This window comes from Streptomyces zingiberis, from assembly GCF_012034935.1.
In the GTDB taxonomy this organism is placed as follows: Bacteria; Actinomycetota; Actinomycetes; order Streptomycetales; family Streptomycetaceae; genus Streptomyces; species Streptomyces zingiberis.
The window spans coordinates 391293-408935 of sequence record NZ_JAATEN010000003.1 but is presented as its reverse complement, the minus strand read 5'-3'; the positions used below and the strand labels follow the sequence as shown (position 1 = coordinate 408935).

Genomic DNA, 17643 nt, shown 5'->3' with positions numbered 1-17643 from the left:
GGCCCGGGCCGGCACCGCCCGTCCGGCCCGTGACCGGGGCGGGGCCATCGGGGTCGCAGGCCGTCCGGGCCGCCCGGCCCCTCGGCCCGGCGCCGGTGCGGCTCCCCGGGCCGTGCCCGCCGCTTCGGTCCGCGCCCGCCACCTCAGTCCGTGGGCGGCGCGCCGCTGTGGGCCTCCGCGTCAGCCCGCGCGCGGTCCCGCGCCCGCCGGGCCGGCCCGGCCCAGCCGCAGGAACAGCGCGCCAGGGCGAAGGCCCCGCGCTCGCCGGTCTCCGTCCGGTGGTCCCCGTCCTGCCCGGGTGGGTCCCCGGGAGTTCGCCCTCGCACCGCACCACCGTACCGCCGTGACGGGCGGCCGGAGCGGTCGTTAGGGGAGACACCGAACACCGCGGTCTCCTGGGGGTGCGCAGCCGATGGTGGTGCAGCGGCACGGACGGCGGAGGGAACGGCTCCACGGCCGGCGGCGCGGGCGCGGGACGCTCGCCCTCGGCCTGGCGGCCGCCTTGGCGGCGGGTCCGGCGGCGGGCTGTTCCGCGCCCGGCGGCGGGGACCTCTCGGTCGCGGCCGAACCCTCCGCCGCCGGCGATCTGGCGCGCGTGCAGCGCGCCGCCGACGTCCTGGTGCGCTCGGGCAGTTCCCGGGCGCGGACCTCACTGGAATCGGCCACCGGGGGCACCCGGGTCACCATCCGCGGCTCCGGCGTCTTCGACTTCGCCGCGCGGCGTGGCCGGCTCCGCGTGGTGCTCCCCGGGGACGCGGCGGGGGAGGCGGGGCACCGCCCGGTCACCGAACTCCTCGTCCCCGGCGAGGTGTACCTGAAGAACCGGGGCGCGGGCGTCCCGCCCGACAAGTGGGTGCGGATCCACACGGCCTCGCTGGCCGACGGCAATCTGGTGACGGGGGGCGCCACCGACCCGCTGGCGGCGGCGGAACTGCTGCGCGGCACCCGCGAGGTGACCTACGTCGGCGAGGGCCGGGCGGAACGCGACGGCGCCCGCGTCCGTCATTACCGTGGGACGGCGGACATCCGCCGGGCCGCTCAGAAGGCGTCCCACGCGCGGGGGGCGCTTCTCGCGGCGGCGCGGGGGTTCCGGACCAGCACCGTGCCGTTCGACGTCTTCCTGGACGACTTCGGACGGCTGCGGGAGGTACGGCACCGCTTCACCTTCTCCGCCGCGCCGCCGGGCGCGGCCGAGTTGCAGGTGGTGTCGGTGACGGTACTGCACGGCTTCGGCGCCCGGGTGGACGTCCGGCTCCCGCCGGAGGAGGCCATCTACGCGGGGACGATCGCCGTCACCGCGCCCTGAGCGGCGGCCGGGAAAGGCGCGGCCCGGCCCCGCCGGCCGGGGGCGGGCCACCCGGCGGGGCCGGTGGAAATGGTCCGTCCGTGCCATGCGCGTACCGTGTCCGGCTCCCTACGCTGGGCTGAGCGCGGACGAACGGGTGGAGCTCGTGGAGGAGGAGGTGACACGGGTGTCGATGTCCTGCCACATCACGCGGAGGGTTCACGACCATCTCGCCCTCGCCGAGATCGAGCTGTGCGGGGAACTGATGATCGCGGCTTCGGCGGCGGTGGAGGAGCGGCTCAGCCCGGACCGGATCGACGAGGTGCTGGAGGTGGGGGCCGAGCCGGCGGTCCGGCGGCCCCGCAGTGTCGCCCGGCGGGGCGAGTGACGCGGAGGGGCCGCCGGACCGCCGGCTCGGCCGGGGGCGCGCGGCGTCAGGTGCGGAGCAGGCGGGCGATGGCGGCGGTCGCCTCGGCCACCTTGGCGTCGGTCTCCGCGCCGCCCTCGGCGGCCGCGGCCGCCACGCAGTGGCGCAGGTGCTCCTCCAGGAGCTGGAGGGCGAAGGACTGGAGCGCCTTGGTGGACGCGGACACCTGGGTGAGTATGTCGATGCAGTAGACGTCCTCCTCGACCATGCGCTGGAGGCCGCGGATCTGCCCCTCGATCCGGCGGAGCCGCTTGAGGTGCTGGTCCTTCTGCGCGCTGTAGCCGTGCACGCCGGTCCCGGTGGCTGTCATGGCCGTCCTCCCGCTGTCTCCCGCGGTCCCGTCCGCCGGTGCGCGGCGGGGGTCCTGTCTCGTTCCCTGGCGAACCGGTCCGGTCCCGGCAAAAGCGGCGTACCAGGTCCATATACCCCTGCCCGGTATAGACTACCGGAGTTGGGGCCCGATTCCCGGTGCCCGGGGTGGGTACGCTGTCCCGTGGCCGTCATCGAAGACGACCGGCTAGCAGTGGCCGGAAAGATGCGTTTAGCATCGGCCCAGTCCCCTATCGCACCCCTGAGGAACCCGCCGTGCGCTTTCGTCTGACCCCCAGGGAGACGAGCTTCTACGACATGTTCGCCGCCTCCGCGGACAACATCGTCACCGGCTCCAAGCTCCTGATGGAACTGCTCGGCGCGGAACCCTCCGCCCGGGGTGAGATCGCCGACCGGATGCGGGCGGCGGAGCACGCCGGGGACGACGCCACCCACGCCATCTTCCACCAGCTGAACTCCTCCTTCATCACGCCGTTCGACCGCGAGGACATCTACTCCCTGGCCTCGTCGCTGGACGACATCATGGACTTCATGGAGGAGGCCGTCGACCTGGTCGTCCTCTACCAGATCGAGACCCTGCCGAAGGGCATCGACCAGCAGATCGAGGTGCTGGCGCGGGCGGCGGAACTCACCGCCGAGGCGATGCCCAACCTGCGCACGATGACCAACCTCACGGAGTACTGGATCGAGGTCAACCGCCTGGAGAACCAGGCCGACCAGATCCACCGCAAGCTGCTCGCGCACCTGTTCGACGGCAAGTACGACGCGATGGACGTGCTCAAGCTGAAGCAGATCGTGGACGTGCTGGAAGAGGCCGCGGACGCCTTCGAGCACGTGGCCAACACGGTCGAGACGATCGCGGTCAAGGAGTCCTGACCCCCGGTGGACACCTTCGCACTCATCGTCACCATCGGGGTGGCCCTCGGTTTCACCTACACCAACGGTTTCCACGACTCCGCGAACGCCATCGCCACCTCGGTCTCCACCCGCGCGCTGACCCCGCGGGTCGCCCTGCTGATGGCCGCCGTGATGAACCTCGCGGGCGCCTTCCTGGGCAGTGGCGTGGCCAAGACGGTCAGCCAGGGGCTGATCGAGACGCCCAGCGGCTCGCGCGGGATGGCGATCCTGTTCGCCGCCCTCGTCGGCGCGATCGTCTGGAACATGATCACCTGGTACTTCGGTCTGCCGTCGAGTTCCAGCCACGCCCTGTTCGGGGGCATGGTCGGCGCCGCGCTGGCCGGTTCCATCGCGGTCTACTGGATGGGCGTCGTCGAGAAGGTCGTCATCCCGATGATCCTCTCCCCGCTGGTCGGCCTCGGGCTCGGCTATCTGGCGATGACGGCCATCCTCTGGCTCTTCCGTCGCTCCAACCCGCACAAGTCGAAGCGGCACTTCCGCATAGCGCAGACGGTGTCCGCCGCGGGCATGGCGCTCGGCCACGGTCTCCAGGACGCGCAGAAGACCATGGGCATCGTGGTGATGGCCCTGGTCATCGCCGATGTGGAGGACTACGGCGACCAGATCCCGGTCTGGGTGAAGATCTCCTGCGCGCTGATGCTCTCCCTCGGCACCTACGCGGGCGGCTGGCGGATCATGCGGACCCTGGGCCGGCGCATCATCGAGCTCGACCCGCCGCAGGGCTTCGCCGCGGAGACCACGGCCGCCTCCGTCATGTACACGGCCTCCTTCATGTTCCACGCGCCGATCTCCACCACCCACGTCATCACCTCGGCGATCATGGGCGTGGGCTCCACCCGCCGGCTCAAGGCCGTGCGCTGGGGTGTCGCCAAGAACATCGTCATGGGCTGGTTCATCACGATGCCCGCCGCCGCGCTGGTGGCCGCCCTCTCCTTCTGGGCCGTCCAACTCGCCCTGGGCTGATCCCGGCCCCGGCCCGTCCCCGCCCCGGCCCTTCTCCGCCTCGTGCCGGCCCCGGTCCGGTCCGGCCGGTCCGTCGCTTCCGGGGTGACCGTTGCCCTCGATGGCGGCGTCCCGGACACGGGAGTGGGCCCGCCCCCGTGCGCCGGGGGCGGGCCCTGCGGCCCCGCGGTGGCACCGCCATGCAGCACCGCGGGGACGATTTCCGGCCCGGGAGGGCCGGAGGAACAGCCCCGTCAGGGCCGGACGGAACTGAGCCGCCACGGCCCCCGGGCCGGCCGTTCTCAGCCGAAGCGGCCGGAGATGTAGTCCTCGGTGGCCTGGACCGAGGGGTTGGAGAAGATCCGCTCGGTCTCGTCGATCTCGATGAGCTTCCCCGGCTTGCCCACGGCCGCCAGGTTGAAGAAGGCCGTGCGGTCCGAGACCCGCGCCGCCTGCTGCATGTTGTGCGTCACGATGACGATCGTGAAGCGCTCCTTGAGCTCGCCGATCAGGTCCTCGATGGCGAGGGTGGATATCGGGTCGAGGGCGGAGCAGGGCTCGTCCATCAGCAGCACCTGCGGCTCGACGGCGATGGCGCGGGCGATGCACAGCCGCTGCTGCTGGCCGCCGGAGAGGCCCGAACCGGGCTTGTTCAGCCGGTCCTTGACCTCGTTCCAGAGGTTGGCGCCCCGCAGCGACTTCTCCACCACGGAGTCCAGCTCGCTCTTCCTGTACGAACCGCCCAGCCGCAGGCCGGCCGCCACGTTGTCGTAGATCGACATGGTCGGGAAGGGGTTGGGGCGCTGGAAGACCATGCCGACGGTGCGGCGGACCGCGACGGGGTCGACCTGCGATCCGTAGAGGTCCTCGTCGTCCAGCAGCACCTTGCCCTCGACCCGGCCGCCGGGGGTCACCTCGTGCATGCGGTTGAGGGTGCGGAGGAAGGTGGACTTGCCGCAGCCGGACGGGCCGATGAAGGCCGTCACGGAGCGGGGTTCGACGGTCATCGAGATGTCCTCGATCGCCTTGTGACCGCCGTAGTAGGCGCTGAGGCCGCTGATGTCGATGCGCTTGGCCATGGTGTTGCTCGCAATCGTGTGGATGGCCCCGGGCACGGAGCCGCTTCGGTGGGTCAACGGCCCGTCGCGGGAGCCTTCCAGCGGGCGATGGCCCGGGCGACCAGGTTGAGGACCATCACGAAGATGATCAGCACGAGCGCGGCGCCCCAGGCCCGGTCGTAGGAGTGCGGGGTGCCGAGCATGTACTCCTGGTACACGTAGAGCGGCAGCGAGGCCTGGGTGCCGTCGAAGGGGTCGTTGTTGATGAACGAACTGCCCAGGACCAGCAGCAGTACCGGCGCCGTCTCACCCGCGATGCGCGCGACCGCCAGCATCACGCCGGTGGTGATGCCGCCGATCGCGGTGGGCAGCACGACCTTGAGGATCGTCCGCCACTTGGGGACGCCGAGGGCCAGCGACGCCTCGCGCAGCTCGTTCGGGACGAGCTTGAGCATCTCCTCGGTGGACCGGACGACGACCGGCATCATCAAGATGGTCAGGGCCAGCGAGCCGGCGAAGCCGGAGGGCCCCATGCCGAAGGTCAGCACCCAGGTGGAGAGGATGAACAGGCCGGCGACGATCGACGGGATGCCGGTCATGACGTCCACGAAGAAGGTGACGGCCTGCGCCAGCCGGCCCCGGCCGTACTCGACCAGGTAGATCGCGGTCAGCAGGCCGATCGGCACGGCGATGAGGGTCGCGATGCCGACCTGCTCCAGGGTGCCGATCAGCGCGTGGTAGATGCCGCCGCCGGGGGTGTTCTGGTTCAGCCCGGCCATGGAGTGGCTGAGGAAGTAGCCGTCGAGGATGCGGGAGCCGCGCTCGACGGTCGTCCACGCGAGGGAGGCCAGCGGCACCACCGCGAGGACGAAGCAGACCCAGACGACACTGGTGGCGATACGATCCTTCGCCTGCCGGGACCCCTCGACGGCCGTGGTCACCGCGTAGGTGGAGACGACGAAGAGCAGGGCCGCGATCAGCCCCCACTGCACCCGGCTCTCGAAGCCCGCGGCCAGGCCGATCCCCGCGCCGAGAGCGGCGGAGGCCACCGCGAGGGCGGCGGGCGCCCAGCGCGGCAGCCGCCGGTGGGCGAGGGAGCGGGGGGCGGGGGCCTCGGTGGCCGGCGCCCGGTCCATGACGGTGTGGCTCATGCGTTGGCCCCCGAGTACTCCTTGCGGCGGGCGATGATCATCCGGGCCGCGCCGTTGACGATCAGGGTCATGACGAACAGCACGAGGCCGGAGGCGATGAGCGCGTCCCGGCCGTACTCGTTGGCCTCGTTGAACTTGGCGGCGATGTTCTGGGCGAACGTGCCGCCGCCCGGGTCCAGCAGATGGCCGGAGAAGAGGAAGCTCGGGGAGAGGACGGTGGCCACGGCCATCGTCTCGCCGAGCGCGCGGCCCAGCCCCAGCATGGAGGCGCTGATGATGCCGGAGCGGCCGAAGGGCAGCACCGACATCCGGATGACCTCCCAGCGGGTGGCGCCGAGCGCCAGCGCGGCCTCCTCGTGCGCCCGCGGAACCTGCAGGAACACCTCGCGGGTCACGTTGGTGATGACGGGCAGGATCATCACGGCGAGCAGGATGCCGACGGTGAAGAGGTTGCGGGCGGGACCGCTGGAGGTCTTCTCGAAGATGTAGGTCCAGCCGAGGTACTGGTCGAGCCAGCTGTTCATGCCGTCGAGGTACGGCACCAGCACCAGCGCGCCCCACAGGCCGTAGACGATGCTGGGGACGGCGGCGAGCAGGTCGATCACGTACGCCAGCGGGGAGGCCATCCGGCGCGGGGCGTAGTGGGAGACGAACAGGGCGATGCCCACGGCGATGGGCACCGCGATGGCCATGGCGATGATCGAGCTGACCACGGTGCCGTAGGCGAGGATCGCGATGCCGAACTGCGGGGGCTGCCCCTGCGGGTTCCACTCGAAGGCGGTGAGGAAGTTCGCCTGGTTGTCGGAGATCGCGATGTAGGCGCGGTAGGTGAGGAAGACCGCGATGGCGGCCATGATCACCAGCAGCAGCACGCCCGAGCCCCGGGAGAGCCCGACGAAGATCCGGTCCCCGGGGCGGGTGGCCCCGCCCTTCGCGGCCGGCTGCGGTGGAAGCGGCGCCGGCGGGGGCGCCGTGGAGGTGGGTGGGTTCATGATGGCTCCGGTCTGGTGGGGAGGTTCCCCTGGCGGCGGTGCACCGGATGGGAGGCCCGGAGGTGGCGGGCCCCCGCGCGAGGCGGGGCCCGCCGGCCGGGCCGGGATCAGGAGAGGGTCGGGATGACCTCACGGACCTTCTGGGCGATCTCGTCGGGGACCGGGGCGTAGCCCTCGTCGGAGAGGATCTTCTGGCCGTCCTCGCCGGCCGCGTAGGTCAGGAAGGACTTCATGGCCTCCAGCGTCTCGGCCTTGTTCCCCTTGTCACAGGCGATCTCGTAGGTGACGAGGATGATCGGGTAGGCGCCGTCGGCCTTGGTCGTGTAGTCCAGCTCCAGGGCGAGGTCGTCGCCCTCGCCCACGACCTTGGCCGCGGCGATGGCCTTGGAGGCGTTCTCGGACGTGGCCTCGACGGGCTCGGCGGCGCCGGTGTCGAGCTTCACCGAGTTGAGGTCGTTGCTGGTGGCGTAGGAGAGCTCGAAGTAACCGATGGCCCCCTCGACCTGCTTGACCTGCGCGGCGACGCCGGAGGAGCCGCTCGCGGACTGGCCGCCCTTGGCGGGCCAGGACTTCTCCGCCACGTAACTCCAGTCCTTCTCGGCCGCGGCACCCAGGTACTTGCCGAGGTTCTGCGTGGTGCCCGACTCGTCCGAGCGGTGGAACGCCTGGATGTCGGTGGACGGCAGCTCGGCGTCCGGGTTGAGCTTCTTGATCGCCGGGTCGTCCCACTTCTTGATCTTCGAGTCGAAGATCTTGGCGAGGGTGGGCGCGTCCAGCACCAGGTCGTCCACGCCGGAGAGGTTGTAGCTCACGGCGACCGGGCCGCCGACCAGCGGCAGGTTGATGCCCTGGCCGTCCTTGCAGATCTTCTTCGACGCCTCGACCTCGTCCTCCTTGAGGGCGGAGTCGGAGCCGGCGAAGGCGGTGGTCCCCTGGTTGAACTGGGTGATGCCACCGCCGGAGCCGATCGGGTTGTAGTTGATCTGCACATCCGGACAGGCGGCCATGTAGTTCTTGATCCACAGGTCCATGGCGTTCTTCTGCGCCGAGGAGCCCGAGGCGAGCAGCTTGCCCTCGCCACCGCACTTGATGTTGCCGGCGGCCTTGGTGGTGTCCGCGCCGCCCTGCTGGGTGTTGTCGTCCGAGCCGCACGCGGTGAGGAGCAGGGCCGTGGAGACGGCGGCCGCGCCGAGGGTGACGGCCCGCAGACCGCGGGCGTTCCTGCGCTGAAGCTTCACCTTGACTGTTCCTTCCTGGGGCCCGCCGGCGGCCGGCGAAGCGTCGGTGGTTCTGCGTTCTCCGGCGGGCACGCGCCTGCCGGTAAGGCTGAAATTAGGTAGATCAGGTGAATCCACCGACCGGCACGGGTGAACGAGGGGTGAACCTCGACTGTCAGTGCGGCGACTCGCGACGGCCCGGTGCGGCGGGAAACACCGCACGTGACGGGCGGGGCGGGCAGGGTGACGGAACGCCCCGGCGCGCGCTCCTTCCGTACCGCGGGCGCGCCGGCGCGCAATGTCGCGAACCGGCCCACCTCTGTCGTGATCCACCGGTCCGTGGCACCATCCCGGCTCGGGGGACGTCATCTGGGCCAAGGGCGTTCGCGGGACCGGGGTTCGGCCCGTGCGGCGTGTGCCGGCCGCGCCGCGCGGGGGCCGTTCGTACGTGGACCCGCGCCCGGAGCGCGAGGACCGGGGTGAGGACGGGCCGGCCCGGGTGACCGCGGCGGGCCTCGTACGGGGCCCGCCACCGGCGCGGACGCCCCGGAACGGACAGGTGTGCGGGTGCACGGACGAGGCGGAGGTGGGCCGGTGGGGCGGCAGCGGATGATCGTGACGGCTACGGCGGTGGTGTGCGCGGTGGGGGTCCTGCTGACCCCGGGGACCGCCCTGGCCGCCCCCGCCGAGCCGGACCCGGCGCAGGACCGCCGGCTGGAGGAGCTGCACCGGCGCATCGAGGGCCTCTACCGCAAAGCGACCTCGGCCACGGACGACTACAACGCGGCCCGCGAGAAGACGGCGGAACAGCGGAAGAAGCTGGACCGCATCGAGAAGCGCGCCACCGCCGCCGGGGAGCGGATGACGGAGCTGCGGGCCCAGGCGGGCGCGATGGCCCGCGCCCACTACCGGGGCGGCGGGATGCCCGACACGATGCGGCTGCTCCTGGAAGGCGGCTCCGAGGACTTCCTGCACGACGCGGACGTCGCCCGCAAGGGACAGCAGGCGCAGCGGGACCTCATCGCCGGTCTGGCCGCCACCCAGCGGCGGCTCGACGGCTACGCCGAGTCGGCGGACGAGGAGCTGAGCCGGCTCCGCACCCAGCAGAAGAAGCGGGCCACGGCCAAGAAGGAGATCGAGGCGAGGATCGCGGCCGCCGAGAAACTGGAGTCCCGGCTCCAGGCCGAGGAGCTGGAGCGGCTGCGCGAGCTGGAAGCGGAGGAGGCGCGGAAGGCGCAGGCCGAGTGGCTGGAGTCCGGGGTGCTGGACGAGATCGACGCCCGGGCCTCCGCGCGCGGCAGGAAGGCCATCGCCTACGCCACCCGGCAGCTCGGCAAGGACTACGAGTGGGGCGCCGAGGGCCCGCGGACGTTCGACTGCTCCGGGCTGACCTCCCAGGCCTGGGCCGCCGCGGACCGGCCCATCCCGCGCACCTCCCAGGAGCAGTGGAAGCGGCTGACCCGGGTGCGGATCGCCGACATGCGCCCCGGCGACCTCATCGTCTACCACTCCGACGCCAGCCACGTCGGCATGTACGTCGGCCGGGGCGAGATCGTCCACGCGCCGCGGCCCGGGCGGCAGATCACCCTCGCCGGGGCCGGCTCGATGCGCATCCTCGGCGTGGTGCGGCCCGATCCGGGGGAGGACGGCCCGGCGGAGAAGGGCGGGGACGGGCCCGGGAAGCCGTAGCGGCCGGACGAGCCGTCGCGCCGCGAGCGGCCAGGGAGCTGACGTGACCCGGACGCGGCCGACTACACGATCCCGGAGCCGGACCGCCGCGCGGACGACACCTGGAGTTCCGGGAGCGCGGGCTACCGGCACGCGGAAACCCCGGAGCCGCGGAGGCGGCCGGGGGGCTTCCGCTCCGTGCCGTCCCCTGGGCAGGCGTCCGCCCGGGTGACCGCGGAGCGTGACGTTTCTCATCCCCCCTGGGCCGTGTCCCCGCCCAGAACGCCCCATGCGCCCGGGACATGCCCTCATGCGGTGGTCGCCCGGCATTCCGCTCCGCCCCGGCGCCCCGCTATCGTCGCCTCACAGTGCCCCATACACCTGGCCGCCGGCTCGTCCGGCGGGTGCGGGCCTGGCGGCGTGCCGATCGGCGGTCGTCTTTGCCTCCGGGGGGAGGGAAGGAGCAGAGCGATGCCTGTACCCGCGCCTCGGCAGGGAGACACCCTGGCCGCGGGGGAGACCCGGGCCACCGCCACCCCGGCCGCCCCGGCCACCGGATCGGGCCGTCCGGCCGTCCCCGCCCCCGGTGCCGCCCCGGACTCGCGGCCCGGGCCCTCCCGGCCGCCGGAAGCGCCCGGGCCGCTCACGCTGCTGGTCATCGAGGACGACCCGGAAGAGGCGTTCTCGGTACCGGACCGGCTCGACACCGGCGGGCGCCGCGTCCGCCTCCGCACCGCCCGCAACCTCACCGAGGCCGAGCGGCTGCTCACCGACGACGTGGACTGCATCCTCCTCGACCTCGCCCTGGACGTCCGGCACGCGGGCGAGGAGCTGGACACCCTCCGCCAGGTGCTGCGGCTCGCCCCCGGCCACGCCGTGCTCGTCCTCACCCGGCAGGCGGACGCGGAGCGCGGCGCCGAGGCCGTCCGCGTCGGCGCGCAGGACTACCTCTTCCGGGACGAGCTGGACGGCCGCGTCCTCGGCCGGGCCATCCGCTACGCCGTCGAGCGCAAGCGGGCCGACGCCGCGCAGCGCCAGCTCACCGAGTCGCGGCTGCGGGGCCAGGAGAACCGGCGGCTGGAGCGCGGGCTGCTGCCCAAGCCGCTGCTGGAGGGCTCGGAGCTGCGGTTCGCCGCCCGGTACCGGCCCGGCCGCAGCCGCGCCCTGCTCGGCGGCGACTTCTACGACACCGTGCGCACGCCCGACGGCACCGTGCACGCCATGATCGGTGACGTGTGCGGCCACGGCCCGGACGAGGCCGCGCTCGGGGTGCTGCTGCGGATCGCGTGGCGCTCGCTGACCCTCGCCGGGCTCTGCGGCGACCAGCTCCTCTCGACCTTGCAGAAGGTGCTGGAGAACGAGCGTCCCAGCGAGGAGATCTTCGCGACGCTCTGCACCGTCGACATCGCGCCCGACGGCCGCCGCGCCGGGCTCTGCCTCGCCGGGCACCCGGCGCCCCTGGTGGCCCGGGACGGGCAGCCGACCAGGCTCCTCCCGGCCGAGAGCGGCGGACCGGCGCTGGGGGTGCTCACGCGCGCCCGCTGGCCGCGCCGTCAGGTGGAGCTGGGCGGGGTGTGGAGCCTGATGATGTACACCGACGGGCTGATCGAGGGCCGGGTCGGGGAGGGACGGCGACGCCTCGGCCAGGAGGGCATGACCGAGGTGATCAACGCCCTGCGGGGCCGCGGGCTGGACGGCGAGGAGCTGCTGGACGCGGCGATGGCCGAGGTGCGGGAGCTCAACGGCGGGGAGCTGACGGACGACGTGGCGGTCCTGCTGCTGGACCGGGACCGGGAGCGGGGACGGCCCTGAGCCGCGGCCCGGCCGACTTGCCCTTCGTTTCTGTGATCGTCTGCCCGGGACGGGCCCCGGGGGGAGCCACCGGCGCCCCCGCGCCTGGGCCCGGACGCGCCACGGCCGGCCCCCGACGCGCCACGGCCCCCCTCGGCGGAGAGCGCCGAGGGGGGCCGTGCGGGCGGAGGACGGGGGGCGGGCAGGTCTTACGTACCGGGGTCCGGTCAGCGGCCGCCGTTGAACGGGCCGTAGGGGCCGTCCGAGCTGCTGCCCCGCCGGCCGCGGCCACCGCCGCCGCCACCGGTGACGGCCTTGACCGCGGGCCGCACGTCGACGACGTACACGATCGCTGCGATCAGCCCGATGATCGTGAGGAAGAACAGGCCCAGCGGCAGGACGTTCACCACCAGCGCTATGCCCAGGATGATCAGCCAGAACGGCTTCGTCTGCTTGTCGGCGGCGCGGAAGGCGTCCTCGCGCCGGATCACGGCGTCGATGAAGGCGAACGCCGTGAAGAGGAGGATCCCCAGGTAGAGGAAGCTCAGAATGTTGTGGAAGCCCTGTACCAGCACGCCGTACACCACCCAGTCTCATCGGTCACGTCGGTTGCGTCGCGTCACGTCGGTCCCGCCGGACGGAGCGGCCGGCGTCACCGCACCGCTGCCGTACCCGACGGCCGATGGTATCGGCGCCGTCGCCGCCACCGTATAAGGAGAACGGACCGGGCACGCCGGTTATGCCCGGCCCGTGCGCCCGGTCCGCTCTCCCGGCCCGGAACCCGGAAGGGGGGCTCCGGACCCCGCAGTCCGTCCTGCGATCACTCGGCGGACTTGGGCGCCGACTTCCCGGCCGGGGCCTTGCGGCCCGTGCTCTTCCGCGCGGCCGGCTTGGCGGCGGGCGCCGCCTCGGCCTTCGTGGCGGTCGCGGTGGAGGCCGCCGGTCCACTCTTCGCCGCGGCCCCGGCGGGCGCGGCGGCCGGCTCCGGCTCGACCGCGATGGCGATGTCCGTGACCTGCTCGGCGGCGTCACCACGCCAGGTCTGGACGGTGCCCCGGCCGCGCTCGGCCAGCACGTCGTAGGTCTCGCGGGCCTTGACCGCGTACTCGGCGGCCCGGCCGACGCCCTGGAGCGCGAGGGTCTGCGCCGACTCGCGGAACTTCTTGATGTCGGTGTCGAGGGTGCCGAGCACCTCCGTCACCTTGGTCTGCACGGTGCTCTGGGCCTCCTTGGCCTGCCGCGCGAACCGCTCCTGCACCGCCTTCGGGTCGGTCTTCCGCACGCCGGCGAAGCGCTCGGGGGCCTCCGCGCGCAGCCGCTCGACCAGCGCCGGCAGCTCACGGAGCTTCTCGGCGGCGAGGTCGGCCGTGCCGACGGCGGCGTAGAGGGGGGTCGGGTCCTTGAGGGTCTTGCGGAGTTCGTCGGTGGTGGCCATGGCCGGTTCCTCCCGGTCGGTGGATCAGTGTGCTCGTCGGGTGGCTTCGCCGCCGTCGTTCCCGCCCCGGGCCGGGGGACCGGCCGCTTCCGCCGCGGACGCGGCTCCGGGCGCGGGGACGGACGGTGGCGTGGCGGGGGTGTCCTGTGCGTCACGTATGTCGGGGACGGCGCCGCTCCCGGCTCCGTCACCGGGGCCCGGCGCGGTGTGCCCGGTGACGCCCTCGGTGTCGGCGGTGTGCCCGTTCTCCTTGCGGAAGGACTCGTAGATCTGGATGAGCACCTGCTTCTGGCGCTCGGTGATCGACGGGTCGGTCATGATCGCGCTCTTGACCTCGGCCTCGTCCCGGTCCCGCTCGTCGAGGATGCCGGCCTGCACGTACAGCGTCTCGGCGGAGATCCGCAGCGCCTTGGCGAGCTGCTGAAGGATCTCCGCGCTCGGCTTGCGCAGCCCGCGCTCGATCTGGCTGAGGTACGGGTTGGACACCCCGGCGGCCTCGGAGAGCTGCCGCAGCGACAGCCGCGCACCGCGCCGCTGTTCCCGCAGGAACTCCCCGAGATTGCCGACCTTGAGTGAAGCCATGGCCCCATGCTGCATCCGATTGCTAACTATTGCAAGCGGGATGCTTGCTGGAGTTGCGCACTCGGGGCCGGAACGCCTGCTCCAGGCCCGAGGGCCGTGTCCGTGGTGCGTGGGAAGCTGGGCACGTGAACCTCTCGGACCTGGTCCGGCTCCGCCGGGCGCGTGACGCGATGGACCGCGACTACGCCGAGCCGCTCGACGTCCCCGCGCTGGCCCGCGCCGCGCACATGTCCGCGGGCCACTTCTCCCGCAGCTTCCGCGCCGCCTTCGGCGAGACGCCGTACAGCTACCTGATGACGCGCCGGATCGAGCGCGCCAAGGCCCTGCTGCGCCGCGGTGACCTGTCGGTGACGGAGGTCTGCTTCGCCGTGGGGTGTACGTCCCTGGGGTCCTTCAGCTCGCGCTTCACCGAACTGGTGGGCGAGAGCCCGAGCGCGTACCGGGCCCGCCCGCACGAGGAGGGCGCGGCCATCCCGGCCTGTGTCGCCAAGCTCTACACGCGGCCGGTCAGGAACGGAGGCTCCGCCGGGGAGGCCAGGAAGGGGCAGGGGGCCGGGACGGCCAGGAAGGGGCAGGGGACCGGGACGGCACGGAAGGAGAAAGGGGCCGGGGCGGTCCGGGGGAGGGACGTGGCCGGGGCGGGGAGCCGGGTGGTGGGGGCGGGATCCGCCGCGAGCCGAAACGGTCAGGAACGGAGAAGCGCCGCGCACACCCCGCCCGTAGCGTGACCCGCATGGACATCAGACTCTCTTCCTGCTTCATCGCCGTGGACGACCACGACAAGGCGCTCGCCTTCTACGGGGACGTGCTCGGCCTGGAGGTACGCAACGACGTCGGCTTCGAGGGGATGCGCTGGGTGACGGTCGGCCCGCCGGCGCAGCCCGATGTGGAGATCGTGCTCGAGCCGCCGCTGGCGAACCCCAACGCCTCCCCCGAGGACCGGCGCGTCATGGCCGAGCTGCTGGCCAAGGGCATGCTGCGCGGAGTGATCTTCTCCACCGACGACTGCGACGCCACCTTCGAGCACATCCGGGACTCCGGGGCCGACGTGTTGCAGGAGCCGATCGACCAGCCGTACGGGGTCCGCGACTGTGCCTTCCGCGACCCGGCGGGCAACATGCTCCGCTTCGCCCAGCGCCGCGGGGAGTGAGGCGGGGCGGTGCCGGCCGGCCGCCGCCGGCCGGCACCGCGGCGGGGCCCGCAGGGCGACCCCGCACGACGGGTGACAGGCGCCGCACGGCGGGCCACGGACGACGGGAGACAGCACACGATGAACTCGGACCTCGGCAGCGCGGACACGGACGCGGACGCGGTCGCGGCCACAGGAACGGACGCCGGTCCAGGCCAGGACCCGGGCGCCCGGCGCGCCACGCCGCACGTCGCCGACAGCCACGCGATGATCCGCGTGCACGGGGCGCGCGAGAACAATCTCCAGGACGTCACCGTCGAGCTCCCGAAGCGGAGGCTGACGGTGTTCACCGGGGTCTCCGGCTCGGGCAAGAGTTCGCTGGTCTTCGACACGATCGCCGCGGAGTCGCAGCGGCTGGTCAACGAGACCTACAGCGCCTTCCTCCAGGGTTTCATGGAGACGCGGGGTCGCCCCGAGGTCGACGTGCTCGACGGGCTGACCAGCGCGATCGTCGTGGACCAGCGGCGCATGGGCGCCGACCCCCGCTCCACCGTCGGCACCGCCACGGACGCGGGCGCGATGCTCCGCGTCCTCTTCAGCCGCCTCGGCCGCCCGCACATCGGCCCGCCCTCCGCGTACGCCTTCAACGTGCCCTCCGTCCGGGCGAGCGGCGCGGTCACCGTCGAACGCGGTGACCGGAAGACGGTGAAGCAGACCTTCACCCGCACCGGCGGCATGTGTCCCCGCTGCGAGGGCCGCGGCCAGGTCTCCGACATCGACCTGACCCAGCTCTACGACGACTCCAAGTCCATCGCCGAGGGCGCGTTCACCATCCCCGGCTGGAAGTCGGACAGCTTCTGGACCGTACGCGTGTACGCGGAGTCCGGCTTCGTCGACCCGGAGAAGCCGATCAGGGACTTCACCGAGCGGGAGATGCGCGACTTCCTCCACCGGGAGCCGACCAAGGTGAAGGTCGAGGGCGTCAACCTCACCTACGAGGGGCTGATCCCGAAGATCCGGAAGTCCTTCCTCGCCAAGGACCGGGAGGCGATGCAGCCGCACATCCGCGCGTTCGTGGACCGCGCGGTCACCTTCACCGCCTGCCCCGAGTGCGGCGGCACCCGGCTGGCGGAGGCGGCCCGGTCCTCGCGGATCGACGGGGTGAGCATCGCCGACGCCTGCGCGATGCAGATCAGCGACCTGGCCGCCTGGGTGGGCGGGCTCGGCGGGTCCACCGCCGCACCGGGGGACGGCGGGCACGCCTCGGTGGCGCCGCTGCTCACCGCGCTCGGCGGGACCCTCGACTCGTTCGTGGAGATCGGGCTCGGCTACCTCTCCCTCGACCGCTCCTCGGGCACGCTGTCGGGCGGCGAGGCGCAGCGCGTCAAGATGGTCCGCCACCTCGGCTCCGCGCTCACCGACGTCACCTACGTCTTCGACGAGCCCACCACCGGTCTGCACTCGCACGACATCCAGCGGATGAACGCCCTGCTGCTGCGGCTGCGGGACAAGGGCAACACGGTGCTCGTGGTGGAGCACGAGCCGGAGACGATCGCGATCGCCGACCACGTCGTCGACCTCGGCCCGGGCGCGGGGACGGCGGGCGGCACCGTCTGCTTCGAGGGCACGGTGGCGGAGCTGCGGCGGAGCGCCACCGTCACCGGCCGCCACCTCGGCGACCGGACCCCCCTCAAGGAGACGGTGCGTGAGCCCACCGGCCGGCTGGAGATCCGGGGCGCGACGGCGCACAACCTGCGCGGCGTCGACGTGGACCTCCCCCTCGGGGTGCTGACGGTCGTCACCGGGGTCGCCGGTTCGGGCAAGAGTTCGCTCGTGCACGCGTCGCTGCCGGCCGGCGCGGGTGTGGTGGCGATCGACCAGAGCCCCATCCGCGGCTCGCGGCGGAGCAACCCGGCGACGTACACCGGCCTGCTCGACCCGATCCGCAAGGTCTTCGCCAAGGCCAACGGGGTGAAGCCCGCCCTGTTCTCCGCCAACTCCGAGGGCGCCTGCCCCGAGTGCAACGGCGCCGGTGTCGTCTTCACCGACCTGGGGATGCTCGCGGACACCGCCGTCACCTGCGAGGAGTGCGAGGGGAAGCGGTTCCGGCCGGAGGTGCTGGAGTACCGCCTCGACGGCCGTGACATCAGCGAGGTGCTCGCGATGCCGGTGACGGAGGCCCGGGAGTTCTTCGGCGGTGGCCCGGCGGGCGGTGGCCCGGCGGGGGCGCCCGCCTCCTCGTCGCGCGCCGGACAGCCCAAGGCGCTGCTCCAGACCCTCGACCGGCTCGTGGACGTCGGGCTCGGATATCTCACCCTCGGCCAGCCGCTCACCACGCTCTCCGGCGGCGAGCGCCAGCGGCTCAAGCTGGCCACCCTCCCGCCGCCCCCGGCCCGGCCGTCCTCCGGCGCCGGGAAGGGGACCGGCCCCGGCCCCGTATACGTACTCGACGAGCCGACCGCCGGCCTTCACCTCGCCGATGTCGAACAGCTGCTCGGCATGCTCGACCGGCTCGTCGACTCCGGCGTCTCCGTGATCGTCGTCGAGCACCACCAGGCGGTCATGGCGCACGCCGACTGGATCGTCGACCTCGGCCCCGGCGCGGGGCACGACGGCGGCCGCGTCGTCTTCGAGGGCACCCCCGCCGACCTGGCGGCCGGCCGCTCCACCCTGACCGGCGAACACCTCGCGGCCTACCTGAACGCCTGATTCCCGGCC

At 72.8% G+C, this 17643-nt stretch carries 16 protein-coding genes and 1 pseudogene; 9 read left to right on the top strand and 8 right to left on the bottom strand.

Translation table 11 applies throughout. The features are described 5' to 3' along the window. The first annotated feature begins 412 nt into the window (after positions 1-412). Together HCK00_RS05985 and HCK00_RS05980 are read left to right on the top strand one after the other, a co-directional pair. Positions 413-1306 carry an SCO4651 family lipoprotein gene (locus tag HCK00_RS05985; RefSeq protein WP_206319959.1) on the top strand — a complete coding sequence of 298 codons (894 nt, stop codon included), beginning with the start codon at positions 413-415 and terminating at the stop codon, positions 1304-1306. A gap of 172 nt (positions 1307-1478) precedes the next feature. After that, complete coding sequence (locus HCK00_RS05980; RefSeq protein ID WP_168100733.1) at positions 1479-1673, top strand: hypothetical protein; 195 nt, start codon at positions 1479-1481, stop codon at positions 1671-1673. 46 nt (positions 1674-1719) lie between these two features. Here HCK00_RS05980 and HCK00_RS05975 read toward each other — a convergent pair whose 3' ends face one another. Further along, positions 1720-2022, bottom strand: coding sequence for a metal-sensitive transcriptional regulator (locus HCK00_RS05975; RefSeq protein ID WP_240965273.1), 303 nt, complete (start codon positions 2020-2022; stop codon positions 1720-1722). A 275-nt stretch (positions 2023-2297) separates the two neighbouring features. Between HCK00_RS05975 and HCK00_RS05970 the strand changes: the two genes are divergently transcribed. Beyond that, the gene (locus HCK00_RS05970) at positions 2298-2918 is read left to right on the top strand and encodes a DUF47 domain-containing protein (RefSeq protein ID WP_168100666.1); all 621 of its coding nucleotides are present in this window, start codon (positions 2298-2300) and stop codon (positions 2916-2918) included. A gap of 6 nt (positions 2919-2924) precedes the next feature. After that, the gene (locus HCK00_RS05965) at positions 2925-3923 is read left to right on the top strand and encodes an inorganic phosphate transporter (protein ID WP_168100665.1); all 999 of its coding nucleotides are present in this window, start codon (positions 2925-2927) and stop codon (positions 3921-3923) included. Positions 3924-4204: 281 nt separating this feature from the next. On the opposite strand, the gene pstB is transcribed toward HCK00_RS05965, so the two are convergent. The 4 genes from pstB to pstS all read right to left on the bottom strand — a co-directional run bounded on the left by pstB (position 4205) and on the right by pstS (position 8341). Further along, positions 4205-4981 (bottom strand): phosphate ABC transporter ATP-binding protein PstB, encoded by a 777-nt coding sequence (pstB, locus tag HCK00_RS05960; RefSeq protein ID WP_168100664.1) that lies wholly within the window; start codon positions 4979-4981, stop codon positions 4205-4207. A 53-nt stretch (positions 4982-5034) separates the two neighbouring features. Then, positions 5035-6111, bottom strand: coding sequence for a phosphate ABC transporter permease PstA (pstA, locus tag HCK00_RS05955; RefSeq protein ID WP_168100663.1), 1077 nt, complete (start codon positions 6109-6111; stop codon positions 5035-5037). Next, positions 6108-7103, bottom strand: coding sequence for a phosphate ABC transporter permease subunit PstC (gene pstC / locus HCK00_RS05950; protein ID WP_168100662.1), 996 nt, complete (start codon positions 7101-7103; stop codon positions 6108-6110). Before pstC ends, pstA begins: the two co-directional genes overlap by 4 nt. 107 nt (positions 7104-7210) lie before the next feature. Beyond that, a complete protein-coding gene (gene pstS, locus HCK00_RS05945; RefSeq protein WP_168100661.1) occupies positions 7211-8341 on the bottom strand; it encodes a phosphate ABC transporter substrate-binding protein PstS in 1131 nt (376 codons plus the stop codon). Positions 8342-8929: 588 nt separating this feature from the next. Between pstS and HCK00_RS05940 the strand changes: the two genes are divergently transcribed. After that, positions 8930-10009, top strand: coding sequence for a C40 family peptidase (locus HCK00_RS05940; RefSeq protein WP_168100660.1), 1080 nt, complete (start codon positions 8930-8932; stop codon positions 10007-10009). A gap of 450 nt (positions 10010-10459) precedes the next feature. Continuing rightward, positions 10460-11800: a PP2C family protein-serine/threonine phosphatase gene (locus HCK00_RS05935; RefSeq protein ID WP_168100659.1), complete on the top strand. Its 1341-nt coding sequence runs from the start codon at positions 10460-10462 to the stop codon at positions 11798-11800. Between the two features lie 206 nt (positions 11801-12006). On the opposite strand, the gene HCK00_RS05930 is transcribed toward HCK00_RS05935, so the two are convergent. The 3 genes from HCK00_RS05930 to HCK00_RS05920 all read right to left on the bottom strand — a co-directional run bounded on the left by HCK00_RS05930 (position 12007) and on the right by HCK00_RS05920 (position 13796). Next, on the bottom strand, positions 12007-12366 hold the full coding sequence (locus HCK00_RS05930; protein WP_311765167.1) for a DUF2516 family protein: 360 nt from the start codon (positions 12364-12366) through the stop codon (positions 12007-12009). A gap of 233 nt (positions 12367-12599) precedes the next feature. After that, entirely contained in the window at positions 12600-13214 is a 615-nt protein-coding gene (locus HCK00_RS05925) for a hypothetical protein (protein ID WP_168100658.1), read from the bottom strand. A gap of 24 nt (positions 13215-13238) precedes the next feature. After that, complete coding sequence (locus HCK00_RS05920; RefSeq protein ID WP_168100657.1) at positions 13239-13796, bottom strand: helix-turn-helix domain-containing protein; 558 nt, start codon at positions 13794-13796, stop codon at positions 13239-13241. Between the two features lie 125 nt (positions 13797-13921). On the opposite strand from HCK00_RS05920, the pseudogene HCK00_RS05915 reads away from it, so the two are divergent. From HCK00_RS05915 to HCK00_RS05905, 3 genes and pseudogenes are all read left to right on the top strand, one after another. Next, a pseudogene (locus tag HCK00_RS05915) lies at positions 13922-14326 on the top strand (helix-turn-helix domain-containing protein); the annotation flags it as partial. 203 nt (positions 14327-14529) lie between these two features. After that, positions 14530-14946, top strand: a complete 417-nt coding sequence (locus tag HCK00_RS05910; protein WP_168100656.1) for a VOC family protein — start codon at positions 14530-14532, stop codon at positions 14944-14946. A gap of 246 nt (positions 14947-15192) precedes the next feature. Then, entirely contained in the window at positions 15193-17634 is a 2442-nt protein-coding gene (locus HCK00_RS05905) for an excinuclease ABC subunit UvrA (protein WP_168100731.1), read from the top strand. Positions 17635-17643 lie beyond the last annotated feature (9 nt).